Origin of the sequence: Bartonella quintana, assembly GCF_009936175.1 — a bacterium.
In the GTDB taxonomy this organism is placed as follows: Bacteria; Pseudomonadota; Alphaproteobacteria; order Rhizobiales; family Rhizobiaceae; genus Bartonella; species Bartonella quintana.
Genome location: NZ_AP019773.1, coordinates 1,141,280 through 1,168,060, shown reverse-complemented (window position 1 = coordinate 1,168,060; position 26,781 = coordinate 1,141,280). Strand labels below are relative to the sequence as shown.

General features: G+C 39.1%; 24 protein-coding genes. 14 read left to right on the top strand and 10 right to left on the bottom strand.

The window, feature by feature from the left end:
• From dapB to rpmH, 6 genes are all read right to left on the bottom strand, one after another.
• Positions 1 to 813, bottom strand: coding sequence for a 4-hydroxy-tetrahydrodipicolinate reductase (gene dapB / locus MF1_RS04815; protein ID WP_161510591.1), 813 nt, complete (start codon positions 811 to 813; stop codon positions 1 to 3).
• Between the two features lie 171 nt (positions 814 to 984).
• The gene (locus MF1_RS04810) at positions 985 to 1,677 is read right to left on the bottom strand and encodes a glutathione S-transferase family protein (protein WP_011179679.1); all 693 of its coding nucleotides are present in this window, start codon (positions 1,675 to 1,677) and stop codon (positions 985 to 987) included.
• A gap of 147 nt (positions 1,678 to 1,824) precedes the next feature.
• Positions 1,825 to 2,472, bottom strand: a complete 648-nt coding sequence (yihA, locus tag MF1_RS04805; RefSeq protein ID WP_014924349.1) for a ribosome biogenesis GTP-binding protein YihA/YsxC — start codon at positions 2,470 to 2,472, stop codon at positions 1,825 to 1,827.
• Entirely contained in the window at positions 2,469 to 4,310 is a 1,842-nt protein-coding gene (gene yidC, locus MF1_RS04800; protein ID WP_042995436.1) for a membrane protein insertase YidC, read from the bottom strand. The genes yihA and yidC overlap by 4 nt, the downstream gene beginning before the upstream one ends.
• The gene (gene rnpA / locus MF1_RS04795; protein WP_014924347.1) at positions 4,300 to 4,692 is read right to left on the bottom strand and encodes a ribonuclease P protein component; all 393 of its coding nucleotides are present in this window, start codon (positions 4,690 to 4,692) and stop codon (positions 4,300 to 4,302) included. Before rnpA ends, yidC begins: the two co-directional genes overlap by 11 nt.
• A 116-nt stretch (positions 4,693 to 4,808) precedes the next feature.
• Entirely contained in the window at positions 4,809 to 4,943 is a 135-nt protein-coding gene (rpmH, locus tag MF1_RS04790; protein ID WP_005864709.1) for a 50S ribosomal protein L34, read from the bottom strand.
• A 569-nt stretch (positions 4,944 to 5,512) separates the two neighbouring features.
• Between rpmH and MF1_RS04785 the strand changes: the two genes are divergently transcribed.
• From MF1_RS04785 to MF1_RS04765, 5 genes are all read left to right on the top strand, one after another.
• Positions 5,513 to 6,598: an Mrp/NBP35 family ATP-binding protein gene (locus tag MF1_RS04785; RefSeq protein WP_014924346.1), complete on the top strand. Its 1,086-nt coding sequence runs from the start codon at positions 5,513 to 5,515 to the stop codon at positions 6,596 to 6,598.
• An 892-nt stretch (positions 6,599 to 7,490) separates the two neighbouring features.
• Positions 7,491 to 8,378, top strand: a complete 888-nt coding sequence (rsmI, locus tag MF1_RS04780; protein ID WP_014924345.1) for a 16S rRNA (cytidine(1402)-2'-O)-methyltransferase — start codon at positions 7,491 to 7,493, stop codon at positions 8,376 to 8,378.
• A 23-nt stretch (positions 8,379 to 8,401) separates the two neighbouring features.
• Positions 8,402 to 8,770, top strand: coding sequence for a YraN family protein (locus MF1_RS04775; RefSeq protein WP_011179673.1), 369 nt, complete (start codon positions 8,402 to 8,404; stop codon positions 8,768 to 8,770).
• A 108-nt stretch (positions 8,771 to 8,878) separates the two neighbouring features.
• Positions 8,879 to 9,124, top strand: a complete 246-nt coding sequence (locus tag MF1_RS04770) for a hypothetical protein (protein ID WP_011179672.1) — start codon at positions 8,879 to 8,881, stop codon at positions 9,122 to 9,124.
• 55 nt (positions 9,125 to 9,179) lie between these two features.
• Positions 9,180 to 9,980 carry a pyrroline-5-carboxylate reductase gene (locus tag MF1_RS04765; protein WP_034450525.1) on the top strand — a complete coding sequence of 267 codons (801 nt, stop codon included), beginning with the start codon at positions 9,180 to 9,182 and terminating at the stop codon, positions 9,978 to 9,980.
• 920 nt (positions 9,981 to 10,900) lie between these two features.
• Here MF1_RS04765 and MF1_RS04760 read toward each other — a convergent pair.
• Genes MF1_RS04760 through MF1_RS04750 form a run of 3 tightly spaced genes read right to left on the bottom strand, consistent with a single transcriptional unit; the run spans position 10,901 to position 14,282 of the window.
• Complete coding sequence (locus tag MF1_RS04760) at positions 10,901 to 12,559, bottom strand: electron transfer flavoprotein-ubiquinone oxidoreductase (RefSeq protein ID WP_042995435.1); 1,659 nt, start codon at positions 12,557 to 12,559, stop codon at positions 10,901 to 10,903.
• A 3-nt stretch (positions 12,560 to 12,562) separates the two neighbouring features.
• On the bottom strand, positions 12,563 to 13,483 hold the full coding sequence (locus tag MF1_RS04755) for an electron transfer flavoprotein subunit alpha/FixB family protein (protein ID WP_161510590.1): 921 nt from the start codon (positions 13,481 to 13,483) through the stop codon (positions 12,563 to 12,565).
• A 52-nt stretch (positions 13,484 to 13,535) separates the two neighbouring features.
• Positions 13,536 to 14,282 carry an electron transfer flavoprotein subunit beta/FixA family protein gene (locus tag MF1_RS04750; RefSeq protein WP_014924340.1) on the bottom strand — a complete coding sequence of 249 codons (747 nt, stop codon included), beginning with the start codon at positions 14,280 to 14,282 and terminating at the stop codon, positions 13,536 to 13,538.
• A gap of 609 nt (positions 14,283 to 14,891) precedes the next feature.
• Between MF1_RS04750 and MF1_RS04745 the strand changes: the two genes are divergently transcribed.
• The 3 genes from MF1_RS04745 to MF1_RS04735 all read left to right on the top strand — a co-directional run bounded on the left by MF1_RS04745 (position 14,892) and on the right by MF1_RS04735 (position 17,601).
• Positions 14,892 to 15,719 carry a hypothetical protein gene (locus MF1_RS04745; RefSeq protein ID WP_161510589.1) on the top strand — a complete coding sequence of 276 codons (828 nt, stop codon included), beginning with the start codon at positions 14,892 to 14,894 and terminating at the stop codon, positions 15,717 to 15,719.
• A 158-nt stretch (positions 15,720 to 15,877) separates the two neighbouring features.
• Complete coding sequence (locus MF1_RS04740) at positions 15,878 to 16,798, top strand: sulfite exporter TauE/SafE family protein (protein WP_011179666.1); 921 nt, start codon at positions 15,878 to 15,880, stop codon at positions 16,796 to 16,798.
• A gap of 2 nt (positions 16,799 to 16,800) precedes the next feature.
• Positions 16,801 to 17,601 (top strand): TIGR02186 family protein, encoded by an 801-nt coding sequence (locus MF1_RS04735; RefSeq protein WP_014924337.1) that lies wholly within the window; start codon positions 16,801 to 16,803, stop codon positions 17,599 to 17,601.
• Between the two features lie 549 nt (positions 17,602 to 18,150).
• On the opposite strand, the gene MF1_RS07045 is transcribed toward MF1_RS04735, so the two are convergent.
• Positions 18,151 to 18,285, bottom strand: a complete 135-nt coding sequence (locus tag MF1_RS07045) for a hypothetical protein (RefSeq protein WP_260480038.1) — start codon at positions 18,283 to 18,285, stop codon at positions 18,151 to 18,153.
• A 256-nt stretch (positions 18,286 to 18,541) separates the two neighbouring features.
• Here MF1_RS07045 and xseA point away from each other — a divergent pair, with 256 nt between their 5' ends.
• The 6 genes from xseA (at position 18,542) to MF1_RS04705 (ending at position 26,780) form a co-directional block, all read left to right on the top strand.
• Positions 18,542 to 19,969: an exodeoxyribonuclease VII large subunit gene (gene xseA / locus MF1_RS04730; protein ID WP_174235352.1), complete on the top strand. Its 1,428-nt coding sequence runs from the start codon at positions 18,542 to 18,544 to the stop codon at positions 19,967 to 19,969.
• On the top strand, positions 19,947 to 20,573 hold the full coding sequence (locus MF1_RS04725; RefSeq protein ID WP_161510587.1) for a DNA-3-methyladenine glycosylase I: 627 nt from the start codon (positions 19,947 to 19,949) through the stop codon (positions 20,571 to 20,573). The genes xseA and MF1_RS04725 overlap by 23 nt, the downstream gene beginning before the upstream one ends.
• Before the next feature lie 627 nt (positions 20,574 to 21,200).
• Positions 21,201 to 21,347 carry a hypothetical protein gene (locus MF1_RS04720; protein ID WP_161510586.1) on the top strand — a complete coding sequence of 49 codons (147 nt, stop codon included), beginning with the start codon at positions 21,201 to 21,203 and terminating at the stop codon, positions 21,345 to 21,347.
• A gap of 576 nt (positions 21,348 to 21,923) precedes the next feature.
• Positions 21,924 to 23,549, top strand: coding sequence for an ABC transporter substrate-binding protein (locus MF1_RS04715; protein ID WP_161510585.1), 1,626 nt, complete (start codon positions 21,924 to 21,926; stop codon positions 23,547 to 23,549).
• A gap of 428 nt (positions 23,550 to 23,977) precedes the next feature.
• The gene (locus MF1_RS04710) at positions 23,978 to 25,615 is read left to right on the top strand and encodes an ABC transporter substrate-binding protein (protein WP_161510768.1); all 1,638 of its coding nucleotides are present in this window, start codon (positions 23,978 to 23,980) and stop codon (positions 25,613 to 25,615) included.
• 91 nt (positions 25,616 to 25,706) lie between these two features.
• Positions 25,707 to 26,780 carry an ABC transporter permease gene (locus MF1_RS04705; RefSeq protein ID WP_042995432.1) on the top strand — a complete coding sequence of 358 codons (1,074 nt, stop codon included), beginning with the start codon at positions 25,707 to 25,709 and terminating at the stop codon, positions 26,778 to 26,780.
• The last annotated feature ends 1 nt before the right edge of the window (position 26,781 follow it).

Sequence of the window (26,781 nt, the reverse complement as noted above, 5' to 3'; positions counted from 1 at the left end):
TTAAAATTCATCTTTAAGTCCTAGAACGTCGAGCATTGAATAAAGACCATTTTCATGGTTCTTTGCCCATAAAGCTGCTTTTAATGCGCCATTAGCGAAAATAGAGCGGTCTTGCGCTACGTGTGAAAGAACAATGCGTTCATTTGGGCCTGCAAAAGTGACACTGTGGTCGCCAACAACTGTTCCACCTCGTGAACAGGAAAAGCCAATAGTGCCTTTTTCACGTTCACCTGTATAGCCGTTGCGGGCGTTGACGCTCACATTTTTAAGCATAACATTGCGACCTTCGGCTGCTGCTTGTCCAAGAAGAAGAGCTGTTCCAGAAGGGGCATCAACTTTGCCGGAGTGATGCATCTCGTAAATCTCAATATCAAAATCATCCACTTCTAATGCTTTGGCTGCTTTCTTTACAAGGCTAGCTAAAAGATTGACTCCAAGGCTCATATTTCCAGATTTGACAATAGTTGTATCTTTCGCAAAATCTGCAATTTTTTCTTCTTCTATTTTACTAAATCCTGTTGTGCCAATAATATGGACCAGACTTTTTTGGGCAGCATAGTTGGCATAGAGAAGACTAGCTTGTGGCTGAGAAAAATCTAAAATACCTTCTGTGTTAGAAAAAGCATTTTCCGGATCATCCGTGATGCGAATGTTAAGAAAGTCTGAACCAGTCAATAGACTGGCATCTTTATCTACAAAAGGTGATCCTTTTCTTACAAGCACGGTACAAAGCTCTACATCTTCTCTACGCTGGATAGCTGTAATGAGCTCGCGTCCCATTTTTCCGTTAGCACCAACGACTGTAAGGCGCATATTTGTCTCCTTCTGATACTTTACCCTTTTAAAAGTATAGGCAAATTCTTTTCTTCTTTCTAACGGTTCTTTTTCTCTATAGGAGAAAATTTATCTCTTTAGTTATGTGAACCAATTGCCGGCTTATATAAGCTTGTAATGAAAAATATCTTCTTTATTGGGGAGAGATGCTTAGAAGTCAAGATCTGCATAATGAGGACTCGCCACAATTCCTCGGATACGATCTGTTAAAAGAGAGCGAAAAGAAGGTCGTGATTTGATCCGCATATACCAGTCTTTGGCTGCTGAGGATTGCTCCCAATCAATTTCTCCCAGAAAATCAAGTACAGAAATAAGAGCTGCGGCTGCTAGATCCGCATAGGATAATTTAGAGCCGACTAACCAGTCACGAGATGTACAAAGCCAATTGAGATAGTTCATATGCGGTAGAATGTTGGCACGTGCATTGCGTAAAATTTGTGAATTGGGGGCGCCACCGCCAACGGCTAGTGGCATTTCACGTTTATAAATTCGTTCTCGTACAATATGGCGTGTAGCTTCATTTTCAAATTTATTTAAAAACCAGTCGTTCAGACGGCGAACTTCAGCACGGTCTAAAGGATTTTCCGGAAAGAATTTATTCTCTTGTCGCAAACTCCCATGTGTTTCATCTAAATATTCGTAGATAACAATAGCTCCTGATAATGGAACTTCCTGTTCAACAAGAAGAACAGGGACATTTCCAGCTGGATTAAGTGCAAGAAATTCATGTCTTCTTGCCCATTCATGTTCTTCAATCAGCTGAGTGTTTATACTATATTCGCCAAGAATAAGGCGTATAAAGCGGGAGGCAGAAGAGAGAGGAGAATGAAAAAGTGTCAACATAGTCTACATTAGCAAATAGAGTTGATAAGAATTCTTTCAAGTAATAAGGATTTTTGGATTTTTATAAAATTTCTTTACTGGAAGTACAAGATTATTAGCAGCTGCAAGCAATTATGCTTAATAAACTCTTAATAACAGGAATATGTTCTACACTGCAATCGCTTGTAAAATGGCAGCCCGCAGTTCTTCCAAACCTAATGCTTTTTCTGAAGATGTCACGAGAAGTTCAGGATAAGCTGCTGGATGTTTGAGAAGCTTTGTTTTTGTGATCATTATTAATTTTGCAAGCTCGTTCGATTTGGTTTTATCACTTTTGGTCAAAACAATCTGATAAGAGACGGCTGCTTTATCAAGCAGATCGAGAACATCTCCATCGTTCTTTTTGATTCCATGACGTGAATCAATCAAGACATAAACACGTTTCAGTGTTGTGCGACCTCGTAAGTAGCTAAAAATCAGATGTGTCCACGCATCAACCAGATTTTTAGGAGCTTCAGCAAAGCCATAACCTGGCATATCTACGAGTGCTATAGGAGGGAGATTTCCTGGTTCCCCACTGAAACCATCGGGTACGAAGTAATTAAGTTCCTGAGTACGGCCTGGTGTATTCGAGGTGCGTGCCAAGCCTTTTTGTTGGACAAGCGCGTTTATCAAGGATGATTTTCCAACATTGGAACGTCCTGCAAACGCAATCTCTGGTGGTCCTTCAGGTGGAAGAAAACGGATTGTAGGAATACCACGAATGAAAATCCACTTGCGAGAAAAAATTCCAGAAAGTGAAGAATATTTTGTCATTTATGTGCTTCTTTTTTTGGTGATTTCCACCACATGGCTTTAAGATTATCAAAAAGCTCAATTTTAACACCTTGACGTTTCATCAGGATACTTTGTTGAAGTATCGACAATATATTGTTCCATGCCCAATAGATGACAAGACCAACAGGAAAGGAAGCCAGCATAAAGGTAAAAATGACAGGCATCCACGCGAAGATCATAGCTTGCGTTTGGTCTTGGGGAGCGGGATTCATACGCATTTGTAAAAACATTGTTATCCCCATAATTAAAGGCCATGCACCAAGCATAAGAAACGTTGGAACTGTGTACGGTAAAAGACCAAACAGATTAAAAAGAGAAGTCGGATCGGGTGCTGCTAAATCTTGAATCCAGCCAAAGAAAGGTGCATGCCGCATTTCGATGGTGATATACAGAACTTTATAAAGAGCAAAGAATATTGGAAATTGGATCAGCATGGGCCAGCAGCCTGCAAGAGGATTGATTTTTTGGGTTTTATACAGTTCTATTATTGCTTGTTGTTGTTTTGTTCGGTCATCTGGATATTTTTCTTTTATTTCCAGCAACATCGGTTGTATAAGCTTCATGCGTGCCATAGATTTGTAAGACTTATTTGCCAACGGGAAGAGAAGCGTTTTCAGGAGCACTGTGACGAGAAGAATGGCGATACCAAAATTGCCTGTTTGCTTATAAAGAGTGTCAATGAGGGAGAACATTGGTTTAGTGATGAAATCAAACCAACCCCAATCGATTAAAAGAGCAAATTTCTTAATTTTCAGGTCATTTTGATAGTGATTAATGATTTCAACTTGTTTGGCACCGGCAAAAAGACGGTTTGTAACGATTTTCGTTTCATTTGGGGCAACCGTTAAAAGCGAACCCAGCAAGTCAGATTGATAATGCGTATTCAGGCGATCAAAATAAATAAACCGGCTTGTATATTCTTTATCTTGTGGAGGAATAACCGCCACAGCCCAATATTTATCAGTAATACCAATCCAACCGCCGATGTTTTTGGAGAAAGTTATACTTTTCTGGCTATTATCGGGATTCGGATTAAGCTCTGCTAAGGTTTTGTATTTTTCTGTTTTGAGTGAATCACCTGCAATACCTATCATGCCTTCATGGAGCAAATAGGTTGCATTTGTATGTTCTGGCGGAGCTGCACGGGCAACGCGAGCATAGGATGAAAGATATATCGGTTTATCACTCTCATTTTTGATAGAATCCTCAATGGTAAACATGTAGTGATTATCGACCGAAAGGGTGCGGCGGAAGATTTGCCCTTGTCCGTTATTGTAAATTAAAGTGACGGGGGTTGAAGGGGTTAGTGTTGTATTGTTTCCTTCTATTTGCCATTGTGTATCGGATTGTGGCAATGCCTTTGCTGACAAGGATGAACTTGTGAAACCAAATTCAGCAAGATAAGTTGTTGTAAATCCTTTAGGGTTTAGTAAAGCAATTTCCGGTGATTTTTTATCGACTGTCAGGCGATATTTTTTAAGTAAAAGATCATCGAATTGTGCGCCAACAAGATTAATGGAACCTTCAAGTTCATCGGTTTTTATGGCAATACGGTTTGTTTTAGCTAACGCCTCATTGCGAATTTCAGGGGTAATTGGATGAGTGATTATAGAAGCTGATTCATGTGTTATTGATGCATTGTCAGAAAAATATGGAGTGGAAGTAGAAAGTGTTGACTGTTGTTTTGATAATTGTTGTGCAATTAATCGTTTTTGTTGTAATTGAGCCTGCTTAGGAGCAACATAAAAAAAATGCCATGCAATAAGCACTCCAAAAGACAATCCAATAGCGATAAAGAAATTACGGTTATATTCCATTCATATTATCCTGTTGCCGTTTCTGGTGTTTTGTTTTTGGCTTTATCCGCCGGCTTAATTCACTGATCAAAAATGTAAAAGGTGCATGAAGCGCATCAGAATGTGCTACAATGACGTAATCTGTTCCTGCTTCTATGTCGTCTGTTAAACCAACCCTCACTGCTTCACGCAGACGTCTTTTGATACGATTGCGTTTGACAGCATTGCCATTTTTACGTGTGACAGTGAAGCCTACACGTGCAACAAGAGGAGATTTTATTCCTGCTGTTTGTTCACGAGATTTAACTTCGAGCAAAAATAAGGGACCACGTCGTTTTTCTCCTGTACGTACAGCCAAAAAATCCGCTCTCTTGCGAATGCGGCAGGGATGTTTTCTCTTCATAAATGCGTTTCGCAATTTTGCTAAATGCCTGAAAAGCAGGCATCAGAGGTTTATAACAAAAGCTTCACAACGAAGAAATGATGCGTACTGTTTAACTGTTGTGAAAATTTAAATATTTAAGCGGATAACCGCTTACGTCCACGAGCACGCCTTGCAGCAATGACTTTACGTCCACCAGCTGTTGCCATGCGTGCACGAAATCCATGTCGGCGTTTACGGACAAGTTTAGAGGGTTGGTAAGTACGTTTCATTTATTTAAATACCGCGGAGTGCGGCCCTTCTTAGCTCTATGAGCAATTCTGTGCTATATGAAAAATCTGATCCTATCATAAGATTGCTAACCCATAAGGAAAAACATAAAAAAAGTCAATCTTCGATTATTTTTCTCTCTCTTGAAAAATACACAAAATTTCATGATGGATATTCATTTTGTTTGTGATACTTTAAAGTTTAAGGAAAATAATGATTGGTTGCAATGACTGAGTTGACAGTCATCTCTTCTGTCTCGCAAATGAACGAGCAAGGCGTTGAAGGGGTAAAGAAAGACGTGTAACTTGCTGTTGGCTGCTTAAAAAGTTTGCCCAATCTTATAGAGAAACATTCGATTGTACGACAAACATGTTTGATGGGGTTTTAGATCAGATTTCACGTTTGCGGTTTTTTATTTGAGAATGATTTCGTATTTTAACTAAAGAGATGAGGTATAAAATATTTACACTTTATAATTCTCATAAAGTGGGAAATTTCAGGTGATGAGCCTTAGTGTTTTTTGTCCTTATTGCTACTGTGTTCGCTGGCATTTGTATAGAGAGAAAAGAACATGGATTCTATTACAAGGGAGGCTATCCGCAACGCGTTACGTAAAGTCAAAGGACTGAATGTTGAAAGTGATATTGTCTCGTTAGGGCTTCTTTCAGAAATATTGATTGCTCATGGCAAGGTTTTCTTTTCCATTACAGTTCCTGATGGACGTGTGCAGGAATGGGAATCGTTGCGTCGTGCGGCTGAGAAAGTGGTGAGTGCTATGGAGGGGGTTGAATCTGTTGTGGTCACACTTACGGCAGAAAAAAAAATGAAGGTGGCTTCTCAGGCGCATAGAGACGTAGGGTCAAAACGGAGAGCAAATGGATTGCCTGTGAAAATGCCGATAGAAGGTGTGCGGCACGTGGTTGCAGTTGCTTCTGGAAAAGGGGGGGTTGGCAAATCTACAATGGCGATAAATATTGCTTTAGCTTTACACGATTCTGGTTTCAAAACGGGTTTGATGGATGCGGATGTCTATGGTCCATCTTTGCCACGTTTGACAGGACTTGTTAACCAAAAGGCACAGCTTATTGGCGGGAAAAAGCTTCAACCTCTTGAAAAATTTGGCCTTAAATTAATGTCGATGGGATTTTTAGTCGAGGAAGAAAAGCCGGTGGTATGGCGTGGTCCCATGGTGATGGCCGCTGTAACGCAATTGCTGAGAGATGTTTTATGGGGGCCTTTGGACGTTTTGGTAGTTGATATGCCCCCGGGGACAGGGGATGCGCAATTGACGCTTGCTCAACAAGTACAGTTGACCGGTGCACTGGTTATTTCTACCCCTCAGGATCTTGCCTTAGTTGATGCTCGTAAAGCGATAGAAATGTTCATGAAAGTCGATGTTCCCATTTTAGGGCTCATTGAGAATATGAGTTATTTTATTGCTCCTGATACGGGAAAACGCTACGATATTTTTGGCTATGGCGGCGCGCGTGCAGAAGCAGAACGTAGAGCTTTACCTTTCTTGGCAGAGGTGCCGCTTGATGCAGCTTTGCGCTCTTCTTCAGATGACGGTGTACCTCTCTTGGTGGCTAAGCCCGGTGGGGAGCATGCGAAGCTTTGTCGTGCGATTATTGATCAAGTAAAAAATAAATTCTTTTAAAAATTTATGTTTTTTTAGTAGAATTTGTTAAGAGACGATAATTTAAAACATAAAGAGTTGTTTTGTTGGTGATTTCAATGTTTGAGCGCTTCATTGTTGGATGAGATATTCCAAAAGGTTGAATAAACGAAAAATTGATCATGCAATTGGGTGACTTAGGGAGTGTTTTCCGAACTGTATAGATAAAGCAGTGAGGTGGAGAAAAAAAGAAATATTGGCTATTCACGTCAAAAAAAAATATGGAGAAAATGAGAACAATTTAAGCAAGATCGTATAAACTTAAAAGGTTGCCCAAAAGATAGTTTTTAAAACGATGCATCAAAGAAAATATCAATATATTTTTATGTGTTCATAAAATAAACGGTGCCTCATTCAGGTACTAAAAAAGCGTTTTTTGATATGAGATTTTTGGGTATTGATCATACTCTCTTGCGAAGGTTTTGGAGAATCTTGTAAGATCAAGTATTTTCATGCTGAAGTTTCCTGCTTTTTCAAAAATAATGCAAGCACAAGCAGTTGTTTCGTTGCTAAAATGAGAGATTTACTTGGGGTGACAATTTTGCTGCAGATGGATGCGGTTGGTTTGGAAATGTGGGTTATAAGGATGATCTGAAAAATCTCGCTTTAGGGGTGGAGTAAGCGTAAGATAGAGAAAGAGGCGAAATTATTGTTTTGTCCTTTGAGGCAGAGGCTTTATGGAAGGTTATTGAGGTTGATAAAACATTTATAATATAGGAAATTCACTTTGCTGGAAACAATAATGGTAATCAAGATGCTGGAGAAAGTCATTTTGTTGTGGTGCGTCCTGTGAAAAAAATTTTGGCAAACATGGCTTATGAGTATGATTGGTGAGAGTTAATGGAGAGAGATTACTTGAACATGAAAGAAAGGCATGCGTGAAAAAGCATATTTTATAGGTGCTCATGCTTATTCTGCACCCCTCCTAGAACCAGCGCTTTATCTTGTGGCAACACCTATCGGAAATCTTGCAGATATCACTCTTCGTGCTTTGCAAGTGCTTGCAGGAGTTGATATTTTGGCCTGCGAGGATACGCGGGTGACCCGTATTTTGTTGGAACGCTATGGTATTCAGAAAAAAACTTTTCTTTATCATGAACATAATGCACAAAAAGCGGGGCCGAAGTTATTAGCGGCTTTGTCAGAAAATAAAACTGTAGCACTTGTATCAGATGCGGGGACACCACTGATTTCTGATCCCGGCTTTAGACTGGTAGAAGCAGCTCGTAAAGCCGGTTATAAAATCGTTCCGATTCCTGGTGCATCAGCTCTTTTAGCCGCTCTTGTGACGACAGGGCTTCCTACCGATAGTTTTTTCTTTGCGGGTTTTTTGAGTGCGCGCAAGGCACAGCGCCAGAAGCGGTTGGAACAATTAAAAGCCATTCCCGCAACTTTGGTTTTTTATGAATCGCCGCATCGTCTTGTCGAGACTTTACAGGATATGGTCTCTCTTTTTTCAGCTGATTGTCCTGCTGCAATTTGTCGTGAGTTAACAAAAAAGTTTGAAACAATAGATGTTTCCAATTTAGGAGATTTGTTAAAAAGCTATAGGAAACAGTTACATATTTATGGGGAAATTGTTGTGCTTGTTGGGCAAAAACTTGCCCCTTTGGAAGTGATGAGCGATCAAGAAGTGGATGAATTGTTATTAGAATTGGCGCATACACATTCTGCTGCTAAAGTGGCAGCTTTGGCTGCAAAAAAGACTGGCTTAAAAAAGCAAGAACTTTTTCAACGGTTGAATTTTTTAAAAGATGCGTGAAACTTTAAAGGATTCTTGAGCCTATGAAAAAAGAGCGCAGGCAAAAGTCTTTTCATCGAGGTGTTCGTGCAGAAAAATGGGCTGCTTGGTGGTTGCGGTTTAAATGGTTTCACATTGCTGAAATTCGTTTTAAAACAAAATGTGGTGAAATTGATTTAATTGCACGGCGTGGAAATCTTGTTTTAATCGTTGAGGTAAAAGCACGTTCAACATTGGCTGAAGCAATGGCTGCGGTTTCCCGGATGAATGAGAGGCGCATTGAGGCAGCAGCCGATATTTGGTTAGCACGGCAAAAAGATCGTGCTCTTTTAGATGTACGCTTTGACTTGATCGCGATTTTGCCGTGGCGTTTGCCGCAGCATATTCCCGCATTTTTTACGTCTGATAAATAAGAGTTTGTATAGCGTTTTAACCATGGTAAATGAAAAATATTTCGTTTTTATGAGCATATGGGGTAAACCAAAGTGCGTGACAGTTTGAGCAAGGATGAGGAGCAAAAGATGGATGATTATGAGAAGTTTGCAACTGGCTTATTGATTGTTTTTGGGGCGCTGATTATTGGTGGTTTAATGGCAATGCATATCGTGCTCATGAATAAACCGGGTTTTTTATTTGCATTAACGGCAGCTAGCGCTGGTTGGTTTTCTGCGTTTGCAGTTCTCTTTGATAAGCCCAAAATCTATTTGGGATTAATTATTTTTGCTATATTATGTGTTGCTTCTTCAATTAGTGTTTATGTTAGTTAAAATGCATGAAGTGCTGTTTGAGCTTCGTTTAAAAATGTGAGAGCGAGGAGTAGAAATGAAAATTGGCTTTTTGGGAACTGGTAAAATCAGTGCTTCAATGGTTGATGGCTTAATGATGAGCGTTTTTGATGTTTCTTCCATTATCATTTCACCACGCAATGCGCAAATAGCAGCGCGCCTTTCGCACAATTATAATAAGGTTAGGATTGCTGAAAACAACCAAGCGTTGCTGGATGTTAGTGATTGTGTGTTTCTTTGCTTGCCTAATCAAATTGCAGAAGAGGTTCTGCGTCCTCTTCGTTTTCGTCCAGAGCAGCTTGTCATTTCCGTGCTTGCTATGGCAAAAGCAGCAGAGATCGAAAAGTGGATCAATCATAAGGTTTATCGTGCTGTTCCGCTTCCTTTTGTGGCAGAATGCAAAAATTTGACGCCAATTTATCCAGATCATCCATTTTTACGCAATTTATTTGATGCGTTGGGCGGCACATTGGTGCTGGAAGTGGAAGATCAATTTAATCTTTTTATGACTGCCGGCTCACTCATGGGGGTTTATTTTAATTTTATAAAAACAGCACATCAATGGTTTGTAACAAAGGGGTTAAAAAAACAGCAGTCGGCAGATTTTCTTGCCATGATGTTTGGAAATCTTACTGATGAAATGCGCAAAATTACAAAAACTGATTGTTCAACGTCTCTTGATTTTGCACTGCTTGAGAAAGAGTTTTCAACGAAGGGCGGAACAAATGAGCTTTTGTCAAACTGTTTTTCGCGTCAAGGGGGAAGAAGTGCTTTAACAACGGCTCTTGAGACCACTTTGCAAAAAATGAATACTTCATTTACAAATGAAAATGCTTGATCAATATTTTGTCTTTTTTGATCTGAAAGAGAGGCATATTTGCGCGTTTTTTTATCCTTGCGTGAACAAGGTTTAGCAAAATTGTCTGCTGGGCACACTCATATCTTTCGGATCAGAGGTGTAGGATTCGCTTAACGGTGGTAAGTGGAATAGCATCTATCGATAAAGCTTGTGAATTTTGGTGTAAGAAAGGCGGTAGGCAGATGTTTTGGCAGAGCTTACCCAAGGACTTACAGGTTATGGTGGTGACGCTGTGAGGATCATGCCATCTTTGTCAAGGTTTATCCCTATGCTGCGAACTGTAAATTGTACAGCAGGTTATGGAGAAGATTAGTATAAGAAGGCAGTGTTGGCAAAAAGCACAAGGAAGAGTTATCTGCAGAGTTATGCTGTAAGATGCCTTGGCCAAGTTTTCCGTTTTCTTCTTAACGACAGGAGACTGAAATGCATTTATCCGAGCAGCTTCGCTTATTGAAGGAGGGAGAATACATAAATTATCGCTGATAAAGGTTTTGTTCAGAGATACAATAGAAAACGCATAAGAAAGCAAAACAGCATTCCTGTCCTTCCTTTTCGTTCAAATAAGAAAACAACGCAGAAGAATGGTGAACATTTTTACAAAGAGTGTTACCTTATCGAAATTTTATTTAATAAAATTAAATAGTTAAGACGCATCTCCTTGTGATTGGGATAAAAAACTTCTTCTTTTATGGGATTCGTGGTTTCTGCTTCAATTTTTTTTCTAGCTTAGAGAATGAGGTATCCGAAATCTCGTATTTTATGATGGTTATAGTGTAAAGAGCGTTTCATTGTGTTAAAGAATTGTATGTATTGATGGTGTGGGAATGAGATTTTGGTCTAAGAAAGCACCGTCATTGATTGGGTTTTATAGACTGCAATTTTAGTGAAATGAACAATGATTACATATTTGGATAAAGTGGTCCTTCGTTGCCTTGCGGACAGGTCCAATTGATATTTTGATTAGGATCTTTGATATCGCACGTTTTACAATGGATGCAGTTTGAAGCGTTGATAACATAAGTTTCATGATCATTATGGTCTAGCCATTCGTAGACAGCAGCAGGGCAATAGCGTACGGAAGGTCCTGCGTAAATTGCATATTCAGAATCTTTTTGTTTTTCAAGTGAGGCTATTTTTAAATGGCAAGGTTGATTTTCTTCATGATGCGTATTGGAAAGGGCAACACTGGAAAGTCGGTCAAAGGTTACAACACCATCTGGTTTTGGGTAAGCAATGGGTTGAAATTTTTCTGCTGGTTCAAGACATGCATAATCTACTTTTCCATGAGAGAGCGTTTTAAATAAGGAAAATCCGAATAATTGTTGCCACCACATATCAAAGCCAGCAAGCTTAATCCCGCATTTTGTACCATATTTTGCCCAGAGTGGTTTGGCATTGCGTGCCTTATACAGATCTTTGCCAATCGGACCTTTTCGCCAATGTTCTTCGATTTCATTGATTTCATCATGGGCGCGACCTTGAGCAAGAGCTTTAGCGATTTTATCAGCTGCCAATATGCCGGATAAGATGGCATTGTGTGATCCTTTGATCCGGGGGACATTGACAAATCCGGCAGAACAGCCGATAAGCGCACCACCGGGAAAGGTGAGTTTTGGTACAGATTGCCAACCACCTTCGCTGATAGCGCGTGCACCATAGGAAAGGCGTTTTGCACCTTTGAAGATCTCATAAAGTTTAGGATGTGTTTTAAAACGTTGAAATTCTTCGAAGGGAGAGAGATAAGGATTTTTATAATCTAAGTGCACAACGAAACCGACAGAAATTAAATTTTTTTCCTGATGATAAAGAAAACCTCCACCGCCAGTATTATCGTCTAATGGCCAGCCGGTAAAATGTTGAACTAAACCAAGGTTGTGTTTTTGGGGATCGACTTCCCAAAGCTCTTTGAGACCTAGACCAAATTTTTGTGGTTCACGGTTTTGGCTAAGATTAAACTTTTGTATCAGTTGTTTTGCAATTGAGCCCCGTGCTCCTTCCGCGATGAGTGTGTATTTCGCCAGTAAGGCCATACCAGGCATATAATTTTTTCCAGGAATTCCATCTTTTTCAAGACCCATATCACCTGTGAGAATACCAATAATAGCTCCGTTATCGTTTTGGATGGTATCCGATGCAGCAAATCCAGGATAGATTTCAACACCGAGTGCTTCGGCTTTTTTACTTAGCCAGCGGCAGACATCGCCAAGCGAAACGATATAGCAACCGTCATTTGATAAAATTTTTGGGCGAAAAACATTGGGAAATATTTTAGCCTGCTTCGGCGTTAGCGAAAAAAATTGGTCACTGGTGACGGGCGTTTTGAAGGGATGATCGGGTTCGTTTCTCCATTCTGGTAAAAGTGTATCAATGCCGATGGGATCAACAACTGCACCGGACAGAATATGAGCACCGACTTCGCTACCTTTTTCAACGATTGTAACAGATAATTCGGGATTAATCTGTTTTAGACGAATTGCGGCAGAAAGTCCTGCAGGTCCTGCTCCCACAATCACTATGTCAAACTCTATGCTTTCGCGTTGATACAGAGTTTCATTCATAACTTATAAAGCTTTCTCTAATTCAGGGATAATTTGGTGAAGATCGCCTACAAGGGCGTAATCAGCAATTTGCATGATGGGGGCTTCTTCATCTTTATTGATGGCTACAATAATTTGTGCATCCATTATACCGGCTAAATGCTGGATTGCACCGGAAATACCAACGGCGATATAGAGCTCAGGGGCAACAACTTTTCCTGTTTGTCCAATTTGCCAATCATTGGGGGCATAACCTGCTTCAACTGCTGCGCGGCTGGCGCCCAAAGCAGCTTCTAGTTTGTTTGCAAGAGGCAGAAGGAGCGTCATAAATTGTTCTTGTGAACCAAGACCGCGTCCGCCTGATACAATAACACGGGCTGAGGTAATATGAGGGCGATTGCTTTTGTTGGTTTCTGCTTTTACGAAAGAAGAAAGCTTTGGGTTTGGGGCTGGTGTTATTGTTTTAATGGGAGCAGCATTATTTTGGGAGAGGGTTGGTGTGAAAGAGGCTGTGCGGACTGTTATAACCTTTTGACGATCATTGGTGCGTACAGTTTCAATTGCATTTCCTGCATAAATTGCTCGTTTAAAGGTATCGGGTGCAATAACGGCGATAATGTCTGAAATTTGCATAAGATCAAGAAGAGCAGCCACGCGCGGCATCACATTTTTCCCGGTGCTGGTGGATGCCGCTATGAACACATCATAATCATTCGCTTGTTTAATGATTGTATCCGCTACAGGTTCAGCCAATTGGTGTGCTAAATGATCAGCTTCAGCGACAAGAACTTGCCGTACGCCAGCAAGGTTGGCGCTGTTTTCAGCGATCACTTGAACATTTTTTCCACAAACCAAAATATCGATATCGTTGCTGATTGCGCGAGCAGCGGTGAGTGCTTTTGCAGTTTCTTCTGTATTATGTTCGGCCAATAAAAGAATTGCCATAAGTTTTTACCTTTTTATGCAGTGTTGCTTTTGATCCATTGGTTATCGAATATTAAATGCAATTTGTTTGTTTTAATGCGCTGATAAGTTCTGCTACATTAGCTACTTTAACACCAGCTCGACGGGGTTTCGGTTCTTCAACAAGTAAGACTGTTAAGCGTGCTCGTGTCTCTGTACCAAGATCGGCAAGAGCTCTTTGTTCAATGGGTTTCTTTTTCGCTTTTATGATATTGGGGAGAGAAGTATAACGTGGTTCGTTTAACCTTAGATCAGCGGTCATAACTATGGGAAGAGGAAGGGAAAGGGTTTGTGTGCCGTTATCTACTTCTCGGATAACTATAGCGTGCCCATTTTCTATGTCCAGGCTTGAGGCAAAAGTCGCTTGTCCCCAACCAAGAAGGGCAGCTAACATTTGTCCGGTTTGATTGCTCTCATCATCAATAGTTTGTTTGCCTAAAAAAACCATATCTGGTTGTTCTTCGTGAACAATGACCTTGAGAATTTTAGCAATTGCTAAAGGTTCGAGTGTTTCTTGCGTTGTTACAAGGAGCGCACGATCTGCACCCATTGCAAGCCCTGTTCGTAAGGTTTCTTGTGCTGCTTCTGGTCCAATTGAAACAAGAACGACTTCTGAAATTTTGCCGGATTCTTTTTGGCGGATTGCTTCCTCTACGGCAATTTCGTCAAAAGGGTTCATGGACATTTTTACATGGGACAGATTAACGCCTGTGTTATCGGGTTTGACGCGTATTTTGATGTTATAATCAACAACATGTTTAACAGCGACGATTATCTTCATAATGATCCTCTTTGTTTGTATGATCACAAGTTTATAGTAATAACCACAAGAAACAAAATTATTTAGAACTGAATCTCACTTAATAATTAGTTTTCTCATTATATAAGCTTTCTTATGTTTACTTGTATGCTTTTATCGTTGTTTCCAATTTACGGTTTTGCTGTCTTTTGTGCTTTAATTTGCTTTCTTCGCTTGAAGAAAAAATCAATGTGCAATCATTTCAAGCGAATGTGATTATCAGAGTTTGTAAAAAAGAAATTACGAATAAGGATTTGAAAGAATAGGAGCACAAAATGATAAATGCTAGACGAATAGTAAAATGAAGATATCCTTTTTTAGTTGCACATGCTCAGTTTATAATGGGTTAATAGGTTTTTAATGTAATGAAAAAAGAGTAAAAAAAGCAAAAATAGAGAAATAATTTTTCAATTCAAATCTTGAGAGCAGGAAAATCAAATATCACTCTTTCAAACTATTTCTGGAAAATGTTTTTGGAAGTTTTTAAAGCTCTATTTACTAAAATAGAACACACTTCCCATTCATTTGTGTGATTCTTTGCAGAAGATTAATACGGCGTAACATTTGTGAATACAATTAGGGGTAGCGTTTGTGAAAACGAAGAATTATATTACAAAGCAGGTTAGGCATGATAAACCTTTTTCTTTTGTTGTTGAGCAGAAAGAGAACATGGGTGCATCTGCTGAAGTAACGATGTCAGATATCGCTAAGAAACTACGCTCTGTTCACACACAAATGGAGATGAAGTATTCGCCTCATCATTTGATATCGCGCAGTTCTTTGGAAGAAAATTTTAAATCTTATTTGGATGACATTAGTCGGGCGATTTTGGCTGAGTATTATGTACGTCGCCAAAAAGAAAAAAAGCTTTTTGAGTCTCTAGAGCAGATTATAATGCTTGTTCAGAGTTTGCAGAGCGAAAAGAAAAGCTTAGAAGAAGCAACGGTTACACGGCGTGTTTCTGATTCAAAATCGCTTGATTCTGTTGTGCAGCACCTTGCTCAGATGGCATGTGAGGGAAACCAAGAACGTTCTTCGTGCCAAGAGGTAACAGGTTTTTCCGGACAAAACAGTATAACTCCAATTCAAACAAATGCTGTAAATGTATTGCAACAAGGTGATAGAAGCTCTTTGCTTGTAAATGCTGATAGTGTGGAGCCTTCTTTAAAAGAGGTCAACGGGCTTGTGGGGAGTTTTGTAATGGAAGAGAGGCGTTCTGATGTTCAAGCATCTGGTCGTTCTATCGTGAAGGATCAGTATACTCCTTCCTTAAAGGTAGAATCTCCTTCTTTAGATGTGAAATCTGGGGACACTTTCTTTTTTTTACGTTATCCTGTTAAAAAATTGCTTCTTTGTTTTTTAACCATTGCATTTATGGCAGCAGTAACGTTATGCTTTCTAAGAGCAGCTCATTTTTAATTTTATGATATTAGATTAATAGACATGGTGTGTGCAATTCGATTTTGCAAAGGCATGTATGGCATCTAAAATTGTTCTTTTAAACACACAATAAAGATTGTTGGAGAAGGGTTCTCAAATTAGCTAAAAAACCTCATATTGTCTTGAAGGTTCTGTAAGTGAGTATTTATTTACCAATTGCTGAAATCTCGCTCAACATGCTGATCTTGATTGGTATGGGAGTGGTTGGTGGTTTTTTTTCAGGTCTTTTTGGAATTGGGGGTGGTTTTCTTATCACGCCTTTATTGATTTTCTATAATATTCCTCCTGCTATTGCTGTTGGAACAGGGGCTAATCAGATGATTGCCTCCTCTGTGACGGGGGCGATTACACATTTTAGAAGACGTACTCTTGATATCAAACTTGGTATTCTTTTAGCGATTGGAGGGGGGATTGGTTCTTTAGTCGGGATTCAGATTTTTTCTGTTTTGAAAAAATTGGGGCAATTAGATTTAATGATTTCGCTTCTTTATGTAATTCTTCTTGGAAGTGTGGGAAGTTTGATGATTATTGAGAGTTGGCGCGAGATGCTGCGTCAGCGCAAGGCACAAAAAGTCAATATTTGTCTTGCTGGTAGACACAATTGGATTCATCGGTTGCCGTTAAAAATGCGTTTTCGGACATCAATGATCTATGTCAGCATTATTCCAGTTTTAGGGATTGGTTTAATTGTTGGATTGTTGTCTTCTATTATGGGAATCGGTGGAGGATTCTTCATGATACCAGCATTGATTTACCTTTTGCGTGTCCCAACTAGTGTTGTGATTGGAACTTCACTTTTTCAGATTACATTTGTCTCCTCTTTTACGACAATTTTGCAAAGTGTGAGCAATCAGTCAGTTGATATTGTTTTGGCTTTTTTGCTGATGCTTGGGGGAAGTATTGGTGCGCAATATGGAACAAGTGCTGGACGGAAATTAAAGGCTGAACAATTACGTATGGCGCTTGCATGTTTGGTGTTAATTGTATGTATGCGTCTTGCTTTTCAATTATTTGTACGCCCTGATAATCTTTTCTCTCTCGATATTCTGATGAGATAAAAATGGGTAAATTATTTTCTTTATGCATCATTGCAAGCTGTTTTTATGTCATCTCTTTTCCTATAAGGCCATATGTTAGCGCAAAAGCTTCTTTCATTGATCAAGTTGATCACGAAACTATCCAAATTATCTTAACAACGAATAGGATTACGGTTGATACACATTTCGATGGTTGTGATCTTTATATTGCCGGCGTTTTAGATCCGTTATATTCTCGACAGAACCGTTATGATATTGTTGTGAGCTTGGAAGGGCAAACGCGTTCGATGATTATGCGCAAAAAAAAACGTAATGCTGGAATTTGGATTAATGCAGACTCTCTGATTTTTAAAAATGTTCCTCTCTTTTATTCAATGGTAACAACGCGTGCGATTGATGACATTACCAGCGCTGAAAATTATAAACGCTTAGGCTTAGGATTATCCTATTTGTTGCTACAGTCGGATGAACAAGATCAGGAGAAAATACAAATCTTTCGTGATGAACTTATAAAATTGCAAAAGGCCAAAAAACTTTATAACGAGGAAGTGGGCGGTGTTCGTTTTGGTTCTGGCTCACTTTTTACAGCGCATTTTCGGTTACCGGCAAATATTCCTGTTGGACATTATCAGGCTCGTGCTTATCTTTTTCGCGATGGACAATTTATTGATAGTGCGACCACGACTCTTGAAATTGTAAAAGCACATATTGCTTATACAATTTTCTTTGGTGCTCATAAGCATAGTTTCCTGTATGGTATTATTGCAGTATTTGTGGCTGTTAGTACAGGCTTTTTATATCGTTTGATTTTTCGAAAAGATTAGTGGAAGGAAAACTCTAAGGCATTTATTTTTGCGGAAAATGCGTGAAAAAAGAAAAATAGGTAAAACAATGACTGCTCTCATCATGGTCATATGGAAGAAGTTTATAAAAGTTATAAATCCTGTTTTCCATGGAAATTTAAAAAATTCCATTATTGCTTGCACAAAATCATAAGGCGTTCACCCAAAAAGCTTCATTACCACGCCAACCAGGATTGAAAGAACAAGTGATTTCATAGCAACATGTTTGAATATCTCTCCCAAAATGAATAAAAAGAATTCGACAACTTTTTCTTTTTATTCTACGTCTTTCCCTGCGTTTACTAAATATTGAAAAAGAGCTCCACAGCACAAAGGAATATACTGCGTGCTTTCCTCGTTCTTTCATGTGCAATGTGGAGAAACAATGCGCTTAGGTAGAAGTTGTGTTGAGACTTTTTATAAAGTTCTTCTCATTGACACACTTTTGAACATAATGTACTCCAGTTGTATAAATACAATGGTCTCATCGTCATAAAATTGAGGAACGCAAAAATAAGGAATACAAAGATTTTATTGCTGTTTATTTTTCCGTTTGTTTTTTCTTACCTCTCTTTCGAGTTTACCACCTTGTAAGACAGGCGTTACCTCTGTACTGATTTCTGAAACACGTTCATGTTCTATAGGCATTTTTCGTGGTATTTTCATAGTATTTTCTTCATTAGTTTTTTGGATATTCTTTTATTTTTAGGAGTTCGAAAGGGAATGTTTATGCTGTTTTGGTGTTTTGCATAGGTTGAGAACTTTTCAGTCCATCGAAGGTTCCTCATAACTATATTAATATGTTGTGTGTAGAATGGGATTTCAAGCCATTCCCTTTTAAAGAGAGATATTCATTCCTATAAAGATGTGCTTGTATGGGTGTTAGGATTGAATGTTTCAACATCCATGAATTGAAAAAATGATGAATTTGTTTTTTGAAAAAACAGAAGCAACGAATGTTGCAGAATTTAGTGTTTCCGAAATAGCGGGGGCTTTAAAGCGTGTTGTTGAAGAAAGGTTTAGTTATGTGCGGGTGCGTGGGGAAATATCGGGTTACCGGGGCGCCCATGCTTCAGGTCACGTCTACTTTTCCTTAAAAGATGATAAAGCACGATTGGAAGCTGTCATTTGGCGCGGCATTATGGAAAAGCTCAAATTTCCTCCTGAAGAAGGGATGGAAGTGATTGCTGTCGGCAAGCTTACGACTTATCCTGGGTCTTCAAAATATCAAATTGTCATTGAAGCTCTTGAACCAACAGGCGTTGGCGCTTTGATGACACTTCTGGAAAATCGCAAGAAAAAGCTTGCGGATGAAGGCTTATTTGACGAAGCAAAAAAGAAACCTTTGCCTTATATGCCTCGAATTATAGGCGTTGTGACATCACCAACAGGCGCTGTCATTCGTGATATTATTCATCGTATATCGGATCGTTTTCCGTTGCATATTTTGGTTTGGCCGGTACGGGTTCAGGGGGATACAAGTGGTCGTGAAGTGGCTGATGCTCTTAAAGGTTTTAATGCTCTCCCTTTCGGAGGACTTGTTCCTAAGCCTGATCTTATTATTGTTGCACGGGGAGGGGGAAGTTTAGAAGATTTGTGGGGATTTAATGACGAAGTCGTTGTTCGTGCTGTTTATGAATCTGCCCTTCCAGTTATTTCTGCTGTTGGGCATGAAACGGACTGGACCTTGATTGATTATGTCGCTGATTGGCGTGCTCCAACTCCTACGGGAGCAGCAGAACGAGCTGTTCCCGTTAAGCTTGATCTTGAAGTGCAAGTGGCATCGCTTGGTGCACGTTTGCGTATGGGGCTGGCCCGTTATTTTGATTTTCATCAACAAAAATTGCGTGCTCTTGTCCGAGGACTTCCAACCGTCGATCAACTCTTCGCTTTACCTCGGCGCGGTTTTGATGAAATTTCAAGTCGATTACAGCGTGCTCTTTGTGTAAGTTGCGATAAAAAACGTTTTTATTTTCATGGGCTTAATCTACGTCTTTCGCCGCGTTTACTGAATACTGAAAAAGAACTACGCAATACGAAAGAATATACTGCGCGCCTTCATCGTGCTTTTGTGCGCAATGTGGAAAAACAACGCGCTCAGCTAGAGGTCGCATCTAGGCTTTTAAAAAGCACTTCTTACCAGAATATTTTAGAACGTGGTTTTGTTTTGGCTTTGGGGCCAGATAATAAGCTCATTAAACGATTGGTGCAGTTTCCTGAAACTGGGCAAATAAATTTGCGCTTTTTTGATGGTGAAATGAGTGTTTCAGCGCGTGATCATGGTCTTAATCGATCTTCAAAATCTAAACGGATAAAGTCGAAACAAGATGATCAAGGAACACTCTTTTAATACGGGAAATGGAATGTTCGATGAAGGGCTTCTTAAGGGAGCGGATGGAAAAGTTCGTTGTGCATGGGCAGGTACAGATCCGCTGTATTGTGCTTATCATGATAATGAATGGGGCAAGCCTGTTTTTGAGGATCGCCGTTTATTTGAAAAAATTTGTCTTGAAGGTTTTCAGGCAGGGCTTTCTTGGCTCACAATTTTAAAAAAAATCTCTCATTTCCGCCAAGCTTTTGACTTTTTCGATTTTGAAAAAATTGCCTGTTATGATGAAGAAAGGGTACAAATGTTGATGCAGAATAAAAGCATTATTCGTCATGAGGGGAAAATTCGGTCAGTGGTTAACAATGCCCTCAAAGTGCGCGAAATAATTACAGAATGGGGAAGTTTGTCCCACTATTTTTGGTCTTTTCAACCACCACAATCAGAGCGGTATGAAAGGATAGATTTTCAAACACTGTTGGCTCATTCCATAACACCTGCTTCTCTTCGTTTTTCTGCAGATTTAAAAAAACGTGGTTGGACATTTGTTGGTCCCACAATTTGTTATGCTTTTATGCAGGCAGTAGGGATTGTCAATCATCATCTTGAGGGGTGTTTTTGTCGATAAATTTGTGAAGATCTTTTCCATAAGGGGTGGGGGTATTGTTGAAGAGGACAATAGAAGAATGGGGGTGCTTTTCTGATCGTTTAATTTTCTTCTTGTTCTTTGATAATTGCTGCTGAGCATGATGCTATAGTATATACTGGTTTTAACAGGTAGAGCAATTTTATAGAAAAAGGGAAGGAAAATCAGTTAGCGGTTTTTCAGGGGTAATTTCTAAAATTTTTTATTTCTGGAATCATGGTGAGTGCAATTTATGCCATTGGTTTGAGTAATACTTATCCGTTTTATTTGTACAGTGGTTATAATAAGGCAAATGATAGGCGTTTTATTCATGCCTGTTGATGAAGGTGAAGTGGTTTTCAAGTTTGTCGGTGCGGAACTATTATGCATTGTTCTGTTTTTTGAAATTTAATGAAATATGTTTGTTAAATTTTTTACTGAATGTATCACCATTTTTGTATGGTATTATTCCCAAATGCTTGTGTTACGCTTTCTGATAGCTTTCTTTTCCAGGAAGTGATTTTGCTACGTGTGAGTTTCAGTTTTTTAGGAAGGTGCTTAAGATCAAATAGATTTGTATCCACTGCCTTGTTTCATTCAATCCTTAAAATTTTTTTTGAAGGCGCAGCAATGATGAACGTCCAAATTGGGAAGGATTTAGAGCTAGTCATGTCTTTAGGGGGAAGTGTGATGCATTTTATTTTTACTAATGAAAAAATCCATTTTATTATGTACTTTCTCATTGGCTATGATGTCTTATCGAGAGATAAAATTTAGAGAATTAATGTTTCTCATTGCAATTTTATCTCTGTCGGCTCGTTTAGCATTTTAGATAAAAAAAGAAAAATTTCCTTTTACGCTCAGCTTTTAAAAGACTAAACGGCTTGGGGGGCAGAATGCTAGCCAGAATGTTTTTTTGTGTTTTGCTGGCTGTTCAGTTCGCTCTTGATAATCTGGTAAGGATGAGTGTACACTCTGAAATTGAATGTCTGAGAAGATGGAATTGTTTTTAAAATTTGCACAATTATTTTTGATACAGTTTAAGGAAGTGCAATGGTGAATCTGTGAATCTCCGTGCGATGACTTTTCAGATGACTTATTGGAAGGTTTGTTTGAGAATGGTATGTAATTTATTGTGGAGGAAAAAAGTATTGTAATGTCGATGTGATATTGGATCTTTGAAGGTGTACTATATGTTTTCTATGGTTTAATTGCAACGTAAGCCAATGAGTTTGAAAGTGAATGACTCTGTCTAGGTCGTTAAAACATGTTTGTTCAGTCTTTATTTTTATAAATTTACCGTATCGTTTCAAACTAATTAATCGATACAATAATATTTAAAAGGAAAAGTCTATGAACTTGAAAAGAAAGATATTGAAAGGCAGCAGTTCTTTTGTTTCTGCTCTTATTGCTATGGGGATGTTTTCGCAGCAAGTTTCAGCAAAAACACCTGCCGATACCCTCGTGATGGCTTGGAATATTGATGCAATCGAGACGTTTGATCCTGCGCAACTCAATGACGTTTATGGAACTGAAATTATTGTCAATGTTTGTGATAATTTAGTCGATTTTTCTACAGATGATGCTGCTAAAATGGTTCCCTCTTTGGCAAAAAGTTGGGATGTTTCAGGTGATGACCAAAGCACGGTGATTACTTTTCATTTGCGTGATGGTTTGAAGTTTAACGATGGTCGGCCCGCTAAGGCCAATGATCTTGTGTGGAGCATGAAGCGGGTTGTTAAATTGAAGTTGGCCAATGCGGCAACATTTAATGAATATGGTATTACAGAAAAAAACGTTGATTCTGCTCTTCAAGCACCGAATGAGAAGACGGTGGTGATGAAATTTGATAAGCCTTATCCAGCGGAGCTTCTTCTTAACAATATTGCTGCAAGTCATGCTGCTGCCTTGCTTGATCGTGAAACGATTATGAAACACGAAAAAGATGGTGATATGGGAAACCGGTATTTGGCGAGTCATGCTGCTTGTGTTGGTCCTTATCAGTTAAAGAGTTGGCGTCCTGGAGAAGCTATTTTGTTGCGTGCAAGTTCCAACTATTGGAGGGAAGCACCTAAGCTTAAGCAGATTTTAATTCGCCATATTGTAGAACCAGGAATGCAACGTTTATTGTTGCAAAAACACGATATTGATGTCGCACGTAATTTAACGCCAGAGGATCTAGCAGATCTCCAGGCAAAAACAGATCTTAAGGTTGAAAAAGTGTTGGAGCCATCCATGATGTATTGGGGGTTCAATACGACAAATCCACTTTTTGCCAATGAAAAAGTGCGTTTGGCGATGCGCTATCTTATTGATTATGAAGGTCTGGGAAAGACTCTTCTCAAAGGTGTTGGTGTTCCACGTGCAAGCTTTATTCCTCTTGGTAATCTTGGAGCTTTGGATGAAAAAGAAGGACAGCCTTTTAAACTTGATCTTCAAAAAGCAAAGCAGCTTTTAACGGAAGCAGGTTATCCAGAAGGGTTTGAGGTCAATTTTTTAGTGGGAAACTCTCCTTATGCTTTGTCTATTGCTCAGTCCCTTCAAGATAGTGCAGAAAAGGTGGGTGTACACCTTAAAATTGAACGTTTAGCGGGTACACAGTTATTTTCAAAACTTTATGCACGTGCTTTTGATACGGTTTTTGTTGGGTGGAATAATGACTCTACCGATCCTCATACAATGGCTTCGCGCCTTGTTTACAACCCTGATAATCGGTTTGAGGCTAAAAATACAGCCTACCCTAGTTGGCACCATGGATATTTGGATGAAGATATGAATAAAAAGGTTGAAGATGCGTTGTTTCAAAAAGATCCACAGAAACGAGCACAAATATATGCTGATTTGCAGCGTGAACTTATGCAGAAAGGGCCTTATGCTTTCATCTTTCAGAAATATGGTTTTGTCGCAATGACACCTGATGTTAAAAAATGGGTTTGGAATAATGCACCGCGTATTTTTTATAGTGCAATTGAGAAATAAAAGCATATTAAGTGGTATAAAATATAAAGATATAAAGAGAGTGTAATCATAATGTATGATGACAGTGTCTCCTGCGTAAGAGCAGTTTCAAGGCCATTTAGTAGATCAAATTGTAGGGGAGCTTGCTGTAAATGCTGTAAAGTGCGGTTAAGGTGCAAGTTTAAGGAGGTGTGGTCAATATTGATAAGCATGGAGATAATATTTTAGAGATATTTGTTCATTGTGGTCTAGCTGTGTGCCTCTCAATGAAATGATAAGTTAATTTTTCAGAATCTGTGTTCTCATGAAAGTTAGAGAGGAGCGTTCATTCTTATTATGTTGTGCTATCTATGCTGTTGAGAGATGAAGTGGATACATCAGAAATATTTTAGGTGTGAATAAGGCAAAATAAAATGCAAAAGATAAAAAATGCAAGAGTGGGAAATAGCGTGAGAAAGAAAGGAATATTGAAAAGTTTTGGTGTTTTATTAGGGGCAATTGGATGTTTGCATATATCCGTACCACTAGCGCTCAGTGGATCATCTAAGGACATCTTGGTGATGGCTTGGAATATTGATTCTATTAGCAGTTTTGATCCAGCCCAATCGGTTGAAGTTGTAACAAGTGAGTTATTGACGAATATTTGTAGTGCATTGGTGCAGTATGATCGGAATGATCCTATGAAAATTCGTCCTGCTATGGCTCAGTCTTGGGATGTTTTTGATGGTGGGAAGAGAATTGTTTTTCATCTTCGTCATGATTTAAAATTTGATGATGGAAGGAAGGCAACTGCACGAGATCTTGCGTGGTCAATGCAGCGGATTGTTAAGTTAGGATTGAGCTATGCCCAATCTTTGATCAGCTATGGATTTACGAAAAACAATGTTGAAACAAATATTCAGGCCCTTGACGATAAAACTTTACAACTGAAATTGGATAAACCTTATCCTCTTCAACTTATATTGACTGTGATTGGACAGTCCTATGCTTCTGCTTTGCTTGATCGCCAAACGCTTGAAGCGAATAGTGTTGGTGGTGATATGGGCAATAAATATTTAGCTACGCATTCAGCTTGTGTTGGCCCTTATAAATTGGAGCGTTGGATCCCGGGAGAGCAGGTTGTCTTGCAAGCTACCCAACATTATTGGGGAGATGATGTGCCAAAGATTAAACAGATTGTCGTGCAACATGTCCCTGAATCAGCAAGTCAGAGACTGCTTTTGGAAAAAGGTGATGTGGATATAGCCCGTGATCTCTCTTCAGAGGATATCTTGGATATTGAAAAAAAGGGGGGGCCGATCAAAATTAGCCGTGTTTTGCGACCGCAGTCTGTTTACTTATCGTTAAACAACAAAAACGCAATTTTTGCTAACGAAAAAGTAAGGTTGGCACTTCGTTATTTGATTGATTACGAGAACCTTGGAAAAACTGTTTTAAAAGGTATTGCAATTCCCCGTGCAAGTTATATGCCATTAGGTATTCCAGGGGCTTTGGATGAAAAAGAGGGAGTGCCGTTTAAGTTTAATTTAGAAAAGGCGAAGCAATTAATCAGTGAAGCAGGTTATCCTAATGGTTTTAAGGCCAATCTTTTAGTTGGAAGCCTTACCTATATGTCATCTGTTGCGCAGTCTATCCAAGAAAATGCACGTAAAATTGGTATCGAGTTTACAATTCAAAAAATGGCACAAACTCAGTTATTAAGCCGTGTGCGTAATGGAAATTATGATACCGCTATTATGGGGTGGGGAAGTGCTGATCCTGATGGACATCCTCCTTCAGTAAATCACGTTTTTAATCCTGATCCAACATTTACAAAAAAACATAGTATGCATTTGGCTTGGCGTGCTGGTTATTATGATGAAAATGTCAATAAAATGGTGATAGATACGTTGTTTGAGCAAGATCAAAATAAGCGTATTGCACAGTATCGTGCTTTACAGCATTATGTGCTTGAACACGGCCCTATGGTTTATTTATTTCAGACATATTATACCGTTGGTATGGGACCAGCCGTAAAAAAATGGGTTTGGAATACTTTTAGACTTTACTACAATGATGCAGAAAAGTACGCGCAGTCACAGGAATAAAGATTGCGGGGGCTATTTGATTGTAATGTTTGACTGTGTGGCAAAGGGGGGATGCTACACTAATATTTTAGATTTGTAGGATCTTATCAAGATGACTTTATCATCTCCAAAAGCCAATGGGGTAATATCACCATGGCAGAAAAATCTGGATATATGGGTATTTCTTTTCAAAGCATTTAAGCTATTGATTTCAGTATTTATTACGTTGCTTGGTTTGGTGACTATCACTTTTTTTATTGGTCATCTTCTTCCTTTAGATCCCGTTCTTGCTATTCTTGGCGATAATATAAGTCAGGAAGCTTATGATGCAATGTTTTATAAGTTGGGGCTTGATAAGCCATTGATTGTTCAATATTGGAATTATCTTCACAATATACTTTTGTTTGATTTTGGGGATGCTTTAACCTCGGGGCGTCCTGTCTTAACAGATATTATGCGTGTATTTCCTGCAACATTAGAGCTTGCCACAGTTGCTATTGTTATTGGAACAGCTTTTGGTATTCCGTTTGGTGTCTTTGCCGCGATGTATCGCGATTCATTTATCGATTATTTTGTTCGTGTTTTTACACTTCTTCGTTATTCAACGCCAACTTTTTGGCTTGGATTAATGGCGTTGTTGGTATTTTATGCTAAGCTTGGCTGGATTAGTGGTCCGGGACGTCTTGATTTTCTTTACGAATATTCCTTTGAACCCAGAACAGGATTTTTTCTTTGGGATACCGCCATGCAAGGGCAATGGGAGGCTTTTGGCAATGTTTTTAGCCATATTATTATGCCTGCTTTAATTTTAGCTTTTGGTGCTATGGCTTATATTAGTCGTATGACTCGTGGGTTTATGATTGAACAACTTAACCAAGAATATATTATTACTGCACGCGTTAAAGGATTATCTTGGATGCGAACAGTTTGGTTTCATGCCTTTCGGAATGCTGCTGTTCAGATTATCACTGTTATCGCGCTTTCGTATGCTTTTTTATTAGAAGGTGCTGTATTAACAGAGACAGTTTTTGCTTGGCCTGGTTTCGGGCGTTACTTGACCAATGCTCTTTTATCTGGAGATATGAATGCAGTTGTGGGATGCACTTTGCTTATAGGATTTCTCTTCGTCGTCATTAATTTATTTTCTGATTTACTTTATCGCATCTTTGATCCAAGGACACGCTGAA